6 protein-coding genes and 3 pseudogenes are annotated in these 13248 nt (G+C 52.7%); 4 read left to right on the plus strand and 5 right to left on the minus strand.

Annotation, left to right across the window (positions count from 1 at the left end):
* Nucleotides 1-284 precede the first annotated feature (284 nt).
* Nucleotides 285-735, plus strand: a pseudogene (locus KO539_RS30235) (IS5 family transposase); the annotation flags it as partial.
* 70 nt (nucleotides 736-805) lie between these two features.
* On the opposite strand, the gene KO539_RS16835 reads toward KO539_RS30235, so the two are convergent.
* From KO539_RS16835 to KO539_RS16845, 3 genes and pseudogenes are all read right to left on the minus strand, one after another.
* Entirely contained in the window at nucleotides 806-1645 is an 840-nt protein-coding gene (locus tag KO539_RS16835) for an HNH endonuclease (RefSeq protein ID WP_219310626.1), read from the minus strand.
* Nucleotides 1646-1656: 11 nt separating this feature from the next.
* Nucleotides 1657-3141, minus strand: coding sequence for an AAA family ATPase (locus tag KO539_RS16840; protein WP_219310627.1), 1485 nt, complete (start codon nucleotides 3139-3141; stop codon nucleotides 1657-1659).
* Between the two features lie 453 nt (nucleotides 3142-3594).
* Nucleotides 3595-3945, minus strand: a pseudogene (locus tag KO539_RS16845) (integrase core domain-containing protein); the annotation flags it as partial.
* A gap of 252 nt (nucleotides 3946-4197) precedes the next feature.
* On the opposite strand from KO539_RS16845, the gene avs3a reads away from it, so the two are divergent.
* The 3 genes from avs3a to KO539_RS16860 all read left to right on the plus strand — a co-directional run bounded on the left by avs3a (nucleotide 4198) and on the right by KO539_RS16860 (nucleotide 12224).
* A complete protein-coding gene (gene avs3a, locus KO539_RS16850) occupies nucleotides 4198-10557 on the plus strand; it encodes an AVAST type 3 anti-phage nuclease/ATPase Avs3a (RefSeq protein ID WP_219310628.1) in 6360 nt (2119 codons plus the stop codon).
* A complete protein-coding gene (avs3b, locus tag KO539_RS16855; RefSeq protein ID WP_219310629.1) occupies nucleotides 10523-11218 on the plus strand; it encodes an AVAST type 3 anti-phage proein Avs3b in 696 nt (231 codons plus the stop codon). Before avs3a ends, avs3b begins: the two co-directional genes overlap by 35 nt.
* Before the next feature lie 604 nt (nucleotides 11219-11822).
* The gene (locus tag KO539_RS16860; protein ID WP_219310630.1) at nucleotides 11823-12224 is read left to right on the plus strand and encodes an immunity 22 family protein; all 402 of its coding nucleotides are present in this window, start codon (nucleotides 11823-11825) and stop codon (nucleotides 12222-12224) included.
* Between the two features lie 48 nt (nucleotides 12225-12272).
* On the opposite strand, the pseudogene KO539_RS16865 reads toward KO539_RS16860, so the two are convergent.
* Together KO539_RS16865 and KO539_RS16870 are read right to left on the minus strand one after the other, a co-directional pair.
* Nucleotides 12273-12452: pseudogene (locus KO539_RS16865) on the minus strand (transposase domain-containing protein); the annotation flags it as partial.
* Between the two features lie 35 nt (nucleotides 12453-12487).
* Nucleotides 12488-12700, minus strand: a complete 213-nt coding sequence (locus KO539_RS16870) for a hypothetical protein (RefSeq protein WP_219310631.1) — start codon at nucleotides 12698-12700, stop codon at nucleotides 12488-12490.
* Nucleotides 12701-13248 lie beyond the last annotated feature (548 nt).

The following is a 13248-nucleotide window of genomic DNA, read 5'->3' on the forward strand; positions in this document are numbered from 1 at the left end:
CGCTCGCCGGGCTTCATCCATGCAATAGCTCGTACGTGCCTGACAGACAACATGATTGGTTACGTTGGAGGGGCAACCCTAGGATAAGTAGGGGAGTTTCGCGATTTGCGTGGCTCAGCCCTTGCTCAAGGCTTTGGCTGGGTTAGTGAAATAGCGACCAGATCACACCCGCCGGAGGACATCGCTTGTCACTATCCCAAGACTTCGATTTCTGGCGGACAAAATTGAATAGCCATGACTTAACCTGCTAGTTTAGAGCGTCTAACAGAACGTCGTCCAGAGCCCCCAATCCGACCGACCGCGGCAAGCTCGGTTGCAAGCACCATTTGCTCGTCGATCAACGCGGACTGCCTCTGGTGGCGAGCATATCAGGGGCTCAGGTACATGATTCCCGCATGCTCATTCCCCTGCTTGAGGCCGCCCCTTCAGTAGCAGGGCTTGCCGGCCGTCCACGCAACCGTCCGGCCAAACTGCATGCGGACAAGGCCTATGCTTCGCGTGCCCATCGGGTCTGGTTGCACTGCCGTGGCATCGCTCCACGCATAGCCCACCACGGCATTGAATCGCGCGAGCGCCTGGGGCAATAGCGATGGGCGGGTCGAACGCACGCTGGCCTGGTTGCACCGCTTCCGCCGATTACGCATCCGCTACGAACGCCGTGCCGATATCCACCAGGCGCTTCTCTCGCTTGCCTGCATACTCATTTGCTGGAGATGCATTCAGCGTCTTTGCTAGGCGTTCTCAAGCTTTCGTGTCCGATTTCCGCGACACTTAGAAGAATTCACCGATACATCGTTGCGGAAATCTAGCGTATTTTCACTGTTCTAAGAAAGCCCCCATCACAAAAATCTTGTGACCCAGCTAGGCTCGAATACAGCGCAACTTTCCAATGGTTTCCTGAAAGTGTTACTCGAAAGTCATTCGCCTCTTGTTGCAACACTTGTGCAACCTCAGCGGCACCTCCATTTCGATAAAATCTTCTAAGAGCTGGTCGCTTGCGACTTATTTCTGCGGCTGATTTTTGCACAAATCTCTCATTAAGACCGAGTTTTCTGAAATGCCTACCGAACAAAATTGAGAAATCTGGGTTGGCTGGATCGCTGCTGTTAGTGAAACTAAGGATGACTTCTCGATTTACAATTACTTGAAGTTGAATGAAATCAAAAGCCGGAAATGTGTCAAAGTATGAGTGCATGAAGAGTCGTGCACCGCCATCAAGGAATTGCGATCGCTTGTAATGTGAGTTGCAAATATGGCAAATTGGGATTAAATTAAGAGGGTGGACCGCAAACTCTGGATACGTTTCTTTTGGTAAGTAGTGGTCCAACGTTTTAGGGTCATTTATTCCACAATAAGGGCATTCGTCAAAGTCTTCAATATTAGGGTAAATAAGATTATCACGAATCGAACGCATCGTGGCTGTCGGAGAATTGTAGGCATGCAATAGAGCTTTTTCCCGGACGCCCTTAATTCCCGCCGATGCGATTGTCTGTAGCGCATCAGTATTTGCCTGGTACGATGCGTAAGCGGATGATATACGCCGACGTAGCCTTCCTAAACGTGCCGATACTTCACCTCGTTTCTCGCCTGTTATTTTGTCGAAAAGCGCAAGAGCGTCCATGCCCGGAACAGGTAAATTTCGCATTCCAGCTCCGATTATTCCGTCGATTCGATCAAGAATGAACGAGCTGTAAGGCCGAGTTTCTTTCCGAATAGGATATTGATCTCTTCATTCGACATTCCGTCACTTGAAAGATTTCTTAATACTGTATAGAAGTTGGCCTCTTCGAATGATAGACCAAACACCTCTTCAGTTAAAGTTGAGATTTCCTCCCCAAATGACTCAAGACTTAGGCTCTTGACAACGGGGCGGTTTGGCGTTCCCGAAAGCACTTGAACAAATCTAGACGGCGTCTCTTGCAGTATAACCGGCGAATGCGTTGCAACGATTGCATACGAATCGTATTTGGTAAGTACGGTCCTCAGTGCATGCATAAAGGCGGCCATTAAAGATGGGTGAAGATGCGTTTCCGGCTCATCAATGATTACAATAGATGTTGGTTCTATGTGCTCAACGATTTTTGCGAGGATTGAGAGAATGATTTTTTGACCTGAGCTCAGCTTGCGAAACTGCGATCTCAGTGTGTCCAGATTCACAGAGGAAAATGACGGATCTGAGAGAATATGCTCCAGACAGTTTTCCCAATCTTTTTTGGCGCCTCGATCCTCAATGGAATCAATGGCCTCCATAAACTCGCTTGCGACTTCTTCGGAGCTTTTGATCTTATACTCTCCTTTTCTCGTTCGTTCGCGTAGCCCACAGTATTTGTAGCCAAAGATATGCCCCTCTTTTTCTAGCTCATTAATTTCTTTCCTGGTTTTTCCGGGGATTTCAAACATGTCGAATGCTGAATACGAGACAACGATTGTGTTTCCAAAGTTGGGCCGACCCGTCGGAAATTTTTTAGTACGAGCGTCGATTAACTCGTCTTGATCATCGTATCCATACCCTGATATTGCTTTCGCTAAGTCGCTTAATATCTGAGTTTTCCCGGTGCCGTTTCTGCCGATTACGACATTTATGTTTGACGGAATCTTAAACGACGTAGGGTCAAAGAACTCAAAACTAATAGTGTGAACTGCTTTAAATCCCGGCAATTTTGTTTTAAAATCAAAGGAATATGATGCTTTTTGAGCTGGCCCTGCAACTGAAGAATAAAGGTTCCGCGCATATTGTAAAGCTTGTTCGGCGCGAGTGAATCTTATTAGCGAAGTCGTGAAATACGTTAAATCTTTGAAATCTTCGTAGATCTGTGGATCGTATGCGCAGTCTCGAAAAGCCGTCAAAACTTGGTTTTCTATTTTCGATCCTAGACGACGCAATGCATTATAATAATCCGGGCTTTGCCCAAGAGAACAGAATGTAGTAGGGAGTAAAGATATTCCATCTTTAATTGCCACTCTCCCAGAAGTTTTGTTTTCGGCAATAATTTTTACTTCGCCGATATGGCGTTTTTTTCCTTTGATAAAAAGGTAAAAATCAAAGGCTGCCTGGACGCCATAATCGTCCCACGAGTCCTTTATAAGGACTGCATAAATGTCCTCGTTCCGCTGCGTGTCATCTGATGTATAAATCTTCATAGGGTTATTTTAGCTAGCTGAAAAACAATAGTTACCCGCAACTTCACAGCTTGAAATTCGGCGGAATTTATCCTCTCTAATCATTCACTGTTGGGGGCCACTATAGCTACATCGTTATTCTTTTTTAATTTAGAAAGCTGTATTCGGGGCCATCGCGGCATTGCGACGCTCGTGTTCGAAAACGAATATTGTCGCAAGGGAAAACCTCATGCTTTTCTTGTTGCAACAGTATCGTACACTGAGCTATTCCGGCCGTCCAGCACCCGCTAGAAAGGCGCGCAGAAGCAAGACGGTCATCGCTTGCGAAGAAAGCAGCGTATGCGTACCGGTTTCGCCAACGTGTATTCTTCCAAGTCGATAAGTTGAGAAGCGAAGATAAACGGAATGCAGACATGGTCCGAATTTCTGCTTTGGGGTGCGAATTCAAGCGATCAGCGCAAAACACTGCTCAAATCACTGAGCCAGTGTTTGGTAGTTGTCCAGGTCCGTTTGATCATAAATTCGCTTTACGAATAGGTTCGGCTTCTTTTGCTGCCATTCTTTGAGCGCCTGGATGGGTGTTTTGACACCGATAGCCCGTTGTGGAATGTGGTGGTTGTGAAGCTTCAAATAGTTGCGCAAGGTCGACTCCAGACCAGTTCGACTGCCGAATCGGGTTTGCTGCAAAAGCTCGCTGATACGTCCGTTGAATCGTTCGACCATGCCATTCGTTTGCGGATGCGGTGGCGACGCCAGACGGTGTTTGATGCCCATGGCGGCGCAGACTTTATCGAAGGCGTGCTGGTCGCTGGGTTTCCAGTCTTTTGTTGTGCTTTCAACGTGGAAGTTGAACGTTTTTCGAATGAGATTAGGCCGACAATTCGAATGTCAACAACGGAACGCGCCATGTTGGACTTGGCGACAGTTATGCCCTATAGTCAGCGCAAAGCATAGCTCGCTAGTGTTGTGAATCCATTTCATGCAAGTTTTGCGAACGTACTTATTATTGGCCCGACCGAATAGTTGGAAGGCGGGGGTACGCCGTCGCGATACTTCGAAGTCAACCTGTCTGTCCTCATGAACTCGAAAACTACTACCTCTAGCGCTGCGACCACCGACGCTGAATTGGTGCGAGCGAGCAGAGATGGCGACCAGTTCCACTACCACTGGGCTGCCCGCCACTGCCTCTCTCTTCTGCCTGGCGTTAGTGACTTGGTTGCCATTTCCATTGAAGGTGCATCGGCCATCGAGGGGCCTGGCTCGGTCAACGAAGGTGATGAACTTATCGATGTGGGGTTCTACTTTGGCAGCGAGAGGTTTAAGGAGGCACGCCTCGTTCGCTATGTACAGTTGAAGCACTCAACGAAGCGTGCGCATGAACCTTGGACTGCTAGCGGGCTGAGCAACACGCTTAAGGGCTTTTCAGAGCGGTTTGCGAAGCTGCGTGAGACGTTCAGGTGGGATGAACTCAAGGACACCTTGTGCTTCACCTTCACGACCAACCGTCCCATCGATAAGAAAGTGATTGAATCGCTCGAGGACCTCGCAGCGGGCAATACTGCGCGACACCCTTCAGTCGTGACGACGCTGCTGGGGTATATAAAAGGGCCAGATAGTGAGACGGCAAATTTTTTCAAGCTCTTCTCAGTTGAAGCGGGCGAGCCCGACCTCTGGAATCAGCGTAATCTACTATTCAAAGACGTAAGAACATATCTGTGCGAGACTGGCTCGGAAGCGCCGCTTCAGCTCAAGGAGTTGGTGACGAAGAAAGCTACAACTGAGCAAGCTTCGAACCCATCTATCCGTCGCCTGGATGTACTTCGTGCGCTCGGGACTGATGAGGCGGACCTTTGGCCAGCACGGTGTTTGATTGCAGGTCCTACTGATGGCGCACTTCCGCGGGAGCAAGAGCGAGAGATTCGCGCGATTCTGGAGTCCGCGACTCACCCTGTCGTCCTGCATGCAGAAGGTGGCATCGGGAAATCAATTTTTGTGTGGCAGCTTTCCAAGTCGGTCCCCGAAGGTTCCGTCGCGGTGCTTTACGATTGCTTTGGCGATGGGCTTTATAGAAGCGCACAACACTACCGACACCGAGAAAAGGACGCGCTTCCGCAAATAGCAAACGAGCTTGCCGCTCAGGGGTTGTGCCATCCGTTGATTCCAGTTCGCGGAACGGATAGCAAGCAGTACATGCGCGCATTTGTGGCAAGACTGGCTCAGGCAGTCAGTCTGCTTCGGGCCAAAACTCCCCTTGCCAATCTCTTTTTGATTGTCGATGCTGCGGACAACGCGGTTATGGCAGCTAGAGAGTTTGACGATGCGGCATTCGTGCCCGACCTCATTCGCACGGCGATGCCGGATGGTGTGAAGCTTGTGTTCAGTTGCCGAACCCATCGGCGTAACTATTTGCAAGCACCTCCTGACGCGATTCACGTTGAACTTCGCCCGTTCAGCCGTGAGGAGACAGCTAGACACCTAAAGATATACTATCCAGACGCGACTGATAGCGATGTCGCCGATTTCGGTTTTTTAAGCAGTTCCAACCCGCGAGTTCAGGCGGTGGCACTGAGCCGTAAGCTGTCATTAGAGGACATGTTGAAGGCGTTAGGGCCTTCACCCTCGACAGTTGAGCGGGCTATCGCCGACCTGCTGGCGGAAGCGGTCGAGAAGCTAAAGTTTCGAGATAGCCATGTCGAAGCTGAGCAAATTGAACTAATCTGCCAAGGCCTAGCCGTGCTGCGGCCATTGGTTCCAATTGCAGTTCTTGCTGAGATTTCAGGCACCACTGAAAGCGCAGTACGAAGCTTCGCCTTTGACTTGGGGCGACCGCTGCTGGTGAAAGGTGGAAGCCTTCACTTTCTAGATGAGCCTTCAGAGACATGGTTCCGGCAGAACTTTCAGCCTGACAAGGAAAAGCTGGCGACGTTCTTGCATCGATTAAAGCCTTTAACAGCCAATAGCTCCTATGTTGCATCGGCGATTCCTCAATTGCTTCTGGCAGCGGGGCGAATGGATGAGCTGGTCGAATTGGCTCTCTCTTCTGAAGGCCTACCCACATCGAACCCGCTCGAACGTCGTGATGTAGAGGTACAGCGCTTGACCTTTGCGCTGAAGGCTTGCCTACAAGAGAAGCGCTACGCTTCAGCAGCAAAACTCGCACTCAAGGTCGCGGGTGAACTCGCCGGGGTCGCGCGCCAGAATGACCTAATACAGGGAAACACTGACATCGCGTCTGCGCTTCTTTCTTCAGACCGTATCGACGAACTGGTGTCTCGGCGCGCATTCCGAGGAACTTGGACAGGCGCTCATCACGCCTATGAAGCCGGATTGCTGGCGGGGCGTGTGGAATTCCTTTCTGAAGCACGAAGCCGCTTAAGGATGGCAATAGATTGGCTTTATTCGTGGGCACGCATGCCGCATGAAGCACGCGAGAAAGCGAACGAGCGCGTCGAAACTAGCGATATGGCCGAACTGGCGATGGCCAGGTTGCTAGCGGAGGGACCGCAAGACGCCGCTAGATTTCTTAGGAGGTGGAGACCAAGGACTCTTTCGATGGCCGTCGGCCGCATTCTGGCGCGTCGCATTGTGGACCTTGGACGATACGACCTTCTTGACGAGTTGGCGGAACACGGCGCGCGAGATATCTGGCTGATGCTGGGACTGGCAGTCGAAGCGTGCGAGGGTGGTCACTCTCTTCCGACCAAGCCGGTGGAGACGCTCATGCGTGCACTAGCTAGCCGCCGAATTCAACTGCATGACCCGAATGGGGCGACCGCCAAGTGGAGCGTGCTTAACGGTGTCACATCCGCTGTTCTACAAGCGCTACGAGCGCTGCCTCGTGATGACGCGACATGGGCAAACGTCATACGCCGCTACCTGCCAGAACATCCACCCAGAGAGCTGGCGGCCCGTCACACCGCAGACAGGTCTGCGCTACTGAGGGCGTACACCCTGGAGGCTGAGTTGTTGGGGAGGCAACTCGTGCACATTGACTTGGCCCCAAAGGAAATCCGGGAGGAGCTGGAGAAGAAGCAGAGCCACAGCAGAAGCTCCGAAGCCGAAGCGTTTGACAGGTCTACCGGCGGCATCTTGGCTTGGTTCCGTCTGAGTGCGCAGATTGCCTGTGGAAAGATTCCGCCAGATTTCAATGCGGCCGCCCAGGAAGCGCTCAGTGCGACGAATGCCGCTTGGTCTAGAGGTTACAGCAATGTCTCCAACCTTCACCAAGTCGCTGCAGTAGAATGGCTACGGGCGATGCGTGACGCGTCGATTTCGGACGTCACATTGCTGGACACATTTCGGAAGTGGTTTAATGAGAAGGCAGACAGTTTCGGGTCCACTACCATGGCGGCTATCTGTCGCTTGGCAGCCCGCAAAAAGGACTTCGAGAGCCTTGCGCTCGAAGTGTCTACTCGGGCCTACGAAGCGATAGAGAATCATCGTGAGCATGCTGAGTCCAGAGTTGAGTCCTACCAAACTCTCGCGCGCGCCATTTTCCCGGCCAGTAAAGCGGAGGCCCGCTCCTATTTCGAGCGAGCGGTGGAGATTTCAAGCCGCATTGGGCAGGAGAATTCAGACCGATGGGGCGCGCTCCTTTGCTTGGCCGAAGCAAGCGGTAAGAACAGCTCAGCCCGACCCGAGTCCGCCTACAGGCTGGCGCGAGGCGCAGAGTTAGCGTACGAATATGTCGAAAGAGACAAACATTTCGACTGGAGCCACACCATTGATGGATTATTGGATTTGTGTCCGGCCTCAACGATAGCAACTCTCAGCCGGTGGAGAGACCGCAACGTCGGCTATGCAGACAGACTGTTGAAAAACGCAATCGACCGCCTAGTTAAGCGCGGCTTGCTACCACCGATTGCGCCGATTGCGCTGTGCCCGATTGGCGACGAGTGGGCACGCGCGGAGGATCTAGCGAAAGCTCTCGAACACGAGTCCGCTAAGGACGTTCAGCGTAAAACGCTTGGCGTTGGCTACCGCTACCTTAGGGTCAGCTCGCCGTCGGAGAACGAACTTGAGCGAGTTTCAACGCTGGCACGCGCTTGTGACTTCGTGGCCTCCGACCTTGATAGGCTTCTCGCGGCAGCGAGAGAATCCACGACTGATATCGGGAATTCCGCAGGGCAGTACGTACCGAAAACGTCGGAGAAGCGTAACGACCCTGATTGGAATATCCTCTTCAACGGAGTTGACTTCACAAGTTCCGTGGAGCTGCGCACTGCCTACTTGCTACTTAGAACCTTTGACCCGCCTTATAAGAATGATGAGTTCTACGGAGAGGCACTGCAGCGATGTGGCTTGGGCGGCGCCGCCGAGTTCTGTCTAGCCGTCGCGCAGTGGCCAGAATTTGGGAACTATGAATTAAGGCATCTCTTAGATGTGCTCGGGAGGCAAAGTACTAAGCCGGTCGCTTTGCGCAAGGCGATGGCAGGCGTAGCGCTAGCCGTATGTAAAAGAAGCCCCGAGTGGGCTAGGAGGCGGAGGTGGGGCAGCTCGTTCCCATACCGGCAGCTCATCAGCGAAGGCATTGTGACCGATGACCAGATTGTTGAAGCTTCGCTTGAAGGATTTCTTGTCAAAGTCACGACGCTTAACTCAGGAGAGCTCTTTCAGATGCTGGAATCGCTGTCTCACCTTTTGACGAGCGATGAGGCCGACGATGCGCTGCACTTCGGGCTGTCACTTCACGAGATGGACATACGTCCTGAAGATGGAGACGGTCCTTGGAGCGATGCCATGAAGCCGAATGGTAGCTGCGAGTGGGCGGTGGCTGGTTATCTCTGGGCCGCTTTAGGCTCACCAAGTACGTCTGTGCGCTGGCAGGCTGCACACGCCGTCCGGGCGACCATCGAGCTTGGTTGGTTCCCGGTACTGACTGCGCTGGCGAAAGTGGCAGCCGCCAGTGGGCCGAGCGCTTTCGTTGATAAGCGTTTTGTCTTTTACGAATGGCATTCTCGGCTATGGCTCAACATGGCGCTAGCTCGGTGTGCGGCTGAGCACCGTGACAAGGTGCTTCTCTTTGGCGATTATCTCCTATCGTCAGCCAAGGAAGAGCACGTGCTGCTGCGCCATTTCGCAGCCGCCGCTTTGCGCGAACTGCCTGAAATCTTGGGTGACGGAAGCACGCTGGGCGACCCCGAGAAAATCAACACAAGTGAGTTACCGCTCGTTGAGCATTCTTCCTATCGAGAACCGGAGACTGAGCCCAAGGCATCGGGCGACGAGACTTACGAGGTAGTTGATGAATACCACTTTGGGATAGACATTGGCCCATATTGGCTTACTCCTCTGGGCCAAGTCTTCGGTATCTCGCCAAATGGAATTGCCCGACGCGCCGCCCAAGCCATACGCGAACGGATGGGGGGGCTACCCATTGGGCATAGCCACGACGCGCGCTACAAGCATGGCGTGTTTGCACACGAGCAGACTAGCCACTCACATGGAAGCATGCCCCGCGTTGAAGACCTTGCGGCGTACAGTGCGTATCACGCAATGATGATAGCGGCCGCGAGGCTGCTTAAAACCCACCCGGTCGGCAGGGTGACCTACAGTAGCGAAAATGAATTTGACGAGTGGATTGAATATCAACTACTTACGCGCAAGGACGGCAAGTGGGCGGCGGACAGACGCGACCCTCAATTTACCAAGATTCCCCCAGCACCGGAGAAATACGGCGACAAAGATTGGCGCTGGCAGATAACCACTGACCATCTCGATAGTCTTATGGAGACCGACGAGGGACTGCAGGTTGTAGCCGGGGAATGGGCAAGCGGTATAAATGAGTCCGTGGAGACCATTTCCGTAAACAGTGCGTTGGTGCCAAAGCGCTCTGCGGCAGCATTTCTCTGCGCGGCGCAAACTTCCTCGGACCCCCGAGGTTACTTCTTCCGATTTGAGGAAGACCGAGTGGCGCTTGACGAAGATGAGGCCACGAGGTCTGATGGCGAAGCCCCTGAGCCGGCATCGGCCGGGCACCAGAGCGGTCAATTCAGGCTACGTCGGTGGAAGTCTGACCGATGCGAATCCTCTGGTGTTGATGAATACGACCCCTGGGGTGAGCGCGTACGTGTTCCCGGAGATGAGCCGAACGAGGCCACCATCTCAACGATGGGCTTACGTTCCGTCGATGATGGGTGTAGGTGGGTGACCGGGAGCGGTGCGCTTATGCGCAGTGAGACGTGGACCCAGTCGAACGGTTACGGTCGCGAAAAGGAAACAATTCCGGGTACCCGCTTGAGCGCTGACAGAGCTTTTTTGAAGGAGCTTCTCGCCGCCAATCCTGGGTACTCCCTTGTCGTTGGTCTCAGGCTGCATCGACGCGTTCCTAGCTATGGCTCAGATAACGATGACCACAGCTCATACGTGCCCCCTTACAACCGCTACTACCTAATTGAAGAAGATGGAATCACTAGAACGCTCAAGAGCAGTAATTGAACTCGGCAAGCGGCTTATCGCACAGCTGAAGCTTGGAGATGACGAAACTACTCAGTGGATGGCGCACGTGCTCGCTGAGCGCATCCACGACGCTGAAAAGGCGCCTCCTGAGGACAGAGTCACGGCCCAGAACTCCTGTGCGGAATTGGTCTTTCAGTTGTGGGCGCGGAGGTACAGCCTACCTGCTGGACTTCGTCCCTTAAAGAAGTTGGAGCCACTCCTGCGGACGCTTGACAAACTTGATGCCAGCAAAGGGCCGCGATTTCGCTTCATGCACGAGCCGCCCGCAGACGTTGAAGTCGAAGAGGATGTCGCGAAGATGCTCAACTTAGCCGTAAAACTCGACGATGCGGCGCGGATTTTGGTGCAGTACTTCTTGGCCATTGCGGCTGAGCAAGCCTCAGAAGAATCGAAGCCTTGGATAAAGAGCGCCACCGATGCGGAAGCGGATGTGACACTCGAAGCCCGCATTGTCAACTTCGTTGATAGTGGCCTCGACTGTTCCTCGGACGACGCGGAATTTGCCCGTGAAACATTGAAAAACAAGATTCAGAAGCTGGAGATGTTTGCATCTCTAGCCGCTTCCCATGCAGCAGACCTGAGAGCAAAGCACAATATGCCGGCCGATGACGTGAACGACGCCGAATCGTATGATGAATGATGGGACCGCTGGCACTATGCTGCGATGCGCGGGAGTAAACAGCTTGGTAAGTGTCAGCTATCGTTAACTTGGCCATACATAAATGACGGAAGCAAGCATTAGGTCCCCGTTTGCAATGGCAGCCTGAGGTGACTCGCCACGAGTTCGCTAGACACTCTTCAGGGTTCTGTCGCGTTGTTGAACAGAGGGCGAAGTTATCCCGGCATGGCACTTCTACACTCAAATTGGACGGGACATTCCTGCCAGCACATAAAATTGGTCGGCGAACGGCGTCATCACTGTGCGATCCATTGCGAATTGGCCCTTGCGGATCATGTGCATGAGTTCGACGAAAGCAGCTATGCCCTTACAGCGCACAGAAGCAGGACCTGTGCTATCGCCTCGGCCAGCGATGCCATCCTTCACCGGCAGTTATGGCTAGGACGGCCTGCTTTGCTAGAGCGCGGCAGAAGTCTCTGCAGGGCAGGGGGAGATAGACAGGCCAGCCCCGATCTCGTCGTTGGATCAGGCAGCTACGAGGTCGCGCACCTGGAGCCTGGGAGGATACCGTCTGTATTGCTTGGGGCATAATCGAATATCGATTTTAAATTTACGCTGAGAGAAAATGACAAAACCAGATATATCTGACGATGACGATTTTTACGACCAAGGCTTTGATAGAAACGGCTTCGTGTCAGTTTGGGCAGGCAAGATGGAACCACGGCTTGAATCTGAGATCGACGTATTGCAAGAACTTTGTGGCGTCGGATATTACCGACTCAGCGATCAAGAATGGAGCAACCTCGATTTTGAAGAGGTGCCGTTGCAAGCGTTGCTTAAGGATGTTTCCTACTCCAAATCATTTACGGACAATGTCCTACAGGCCGCTGAAAAAAAAGAGGTTTTCCAAGCGCGTTGGGTAGTTCTGCAGTACGAATTTCACTATGATCCTACAAAGGTTACGCGCCAGATTGCGGATGACCCAATATTTATTGGTGCATTTCCTTTTACGACCGAAGACGAATAGCAAAACGGCCGTCAAAGTTGGCACAATACCTTGGAAAGCGGTGTGTTTTCAGGAAGGTGCCAGCCGTCCGGCGTAATGCCAGGGCAGGAATTCGTCGACCCGGTTGGCCCAGTGGTCAGCGATGCGCGCGAGCACATGGCGTAGCCAGGCCTCAGGATTGACACCATTGAACTTGGCCGTCCCGAACAACGAGCAGATCAGGCCGGCGCGCTCGCCGCCACTGTCGGCGCGTTCAATGAACCCCGTGCAGTGACAACTACCCTTCATCCTCCGAAAAGGCTTTTCCCCAGGATAGACCAAATGTCCCAGGTGTAGATGGGGTGGACATGAAGTGCAGCGGCAATAAGCAGCTGCGCGCCAAATTCAGACGCAACGAATTGCTCCGTCAAATCCTTAAACAACTTGTACCAATTCAGCAGGGCGGGCGCATTTGCCAGAGCAATTGCGCACGTGGATGGTTTTGTTGGTTGTTTCATAGGTTAGTCTCCAAAAGGTTGAAAAAATGGGCGATACCCTAACTACAGCTACTGGATTTATCTTTCTTCGCCTTCCGCCCTCGGCTGATTACTTGGCCGGCGCGACATGCGACTACCAGTGCGATTGCGTAGGCTGCGTGCCTCTCAAACTTACTGTCACGACATGCCGTCCGTACAAGCTCTCAACACATCATCCTGAAAAAGCGACTTGCTTTCCTCTGGTGGGTTTTCCATGTGTTGAATCTCTGGCCGATGCCAATGGCGCAGTAATCCAAGCACTGGCGCATGAGGCAAGCGTGGACCTGGCGGCTAAAACAGGCGTCTAGCTGGTTTAGCACCGGGATTTATCCCCAGCGGCTAAATCAGCGCACTGCTGTCAAAAAGAGTGGTCAAAGGAAGGGAGGTAAAGCGAAGTGGATGCCAGCCAATGAAAGCGATGTACCCGACAGGTACGGTCACTGGCAGTTAATCCTGTAGTGGGGGTTTATTGCGCTGCCCCCTTGTGAGGGGCACTGGTCAGATATGGAGACGTCCCTGAATTGGGAAAC

Origin of the sequence: Janthinobacterium sp. NKUCC06_STL, from assembly GCF_019345455.1 — a bacterium.
Lineage (GTDB): Bacteria > Pseudomonadota > Gammaproteobacteria > Burkholderiales > Burkholderiaceae_D > Janthinobacterium > Janthinobacterium rivuli.

What these genes read in the sequence shown, in the direction of transcription:
- KO539_RS16835 (WP_219310626.1), bottom strand. Translation starts at nt 1,645, where the DNA reads ATGCGAAATTTACCTGTTCCGGGCATGGACGCTCTTGCGCTTTTCGAC.
- KO539_RS16840 (WP_219310627.1), bottom strand. Translation starts at nt 3,141, where the DNA reads ATGAAGATTTATACATCAGATGACACGCAGCGGAACGAGGACATTTAT.
- avs3a (WP_219310628.1), top strand. Translation starts at nt 4,198, where the DNA reads ATGAACTCGAAAACTACTACCTCTAGCGCTGCGACCACCGACGCTGAA.
- avs3b (WP_219310629.1), top strand. Translation starts at nt 10,523, where the DNA reads ATGGAATCACTAGAACGCTCAAGAGCAGTAATTGAACTCGGCAAGCGG.
- KO539_RS16860 (WP_219310630.1), top strand. Translation starts at nt 11,823, where the DNA reads ATGACAAAACCAGATATATCTGACGATGACGATTTTTACGACCAAGGC.
- KO539_RS16870 (WP_219310631.1), bottom strand. Translation starts at nt 12,700, where the DNA reads ATGAAACAACCAACAAAACCATCCACGTGCGCAATTGCTCTGGCAAAT.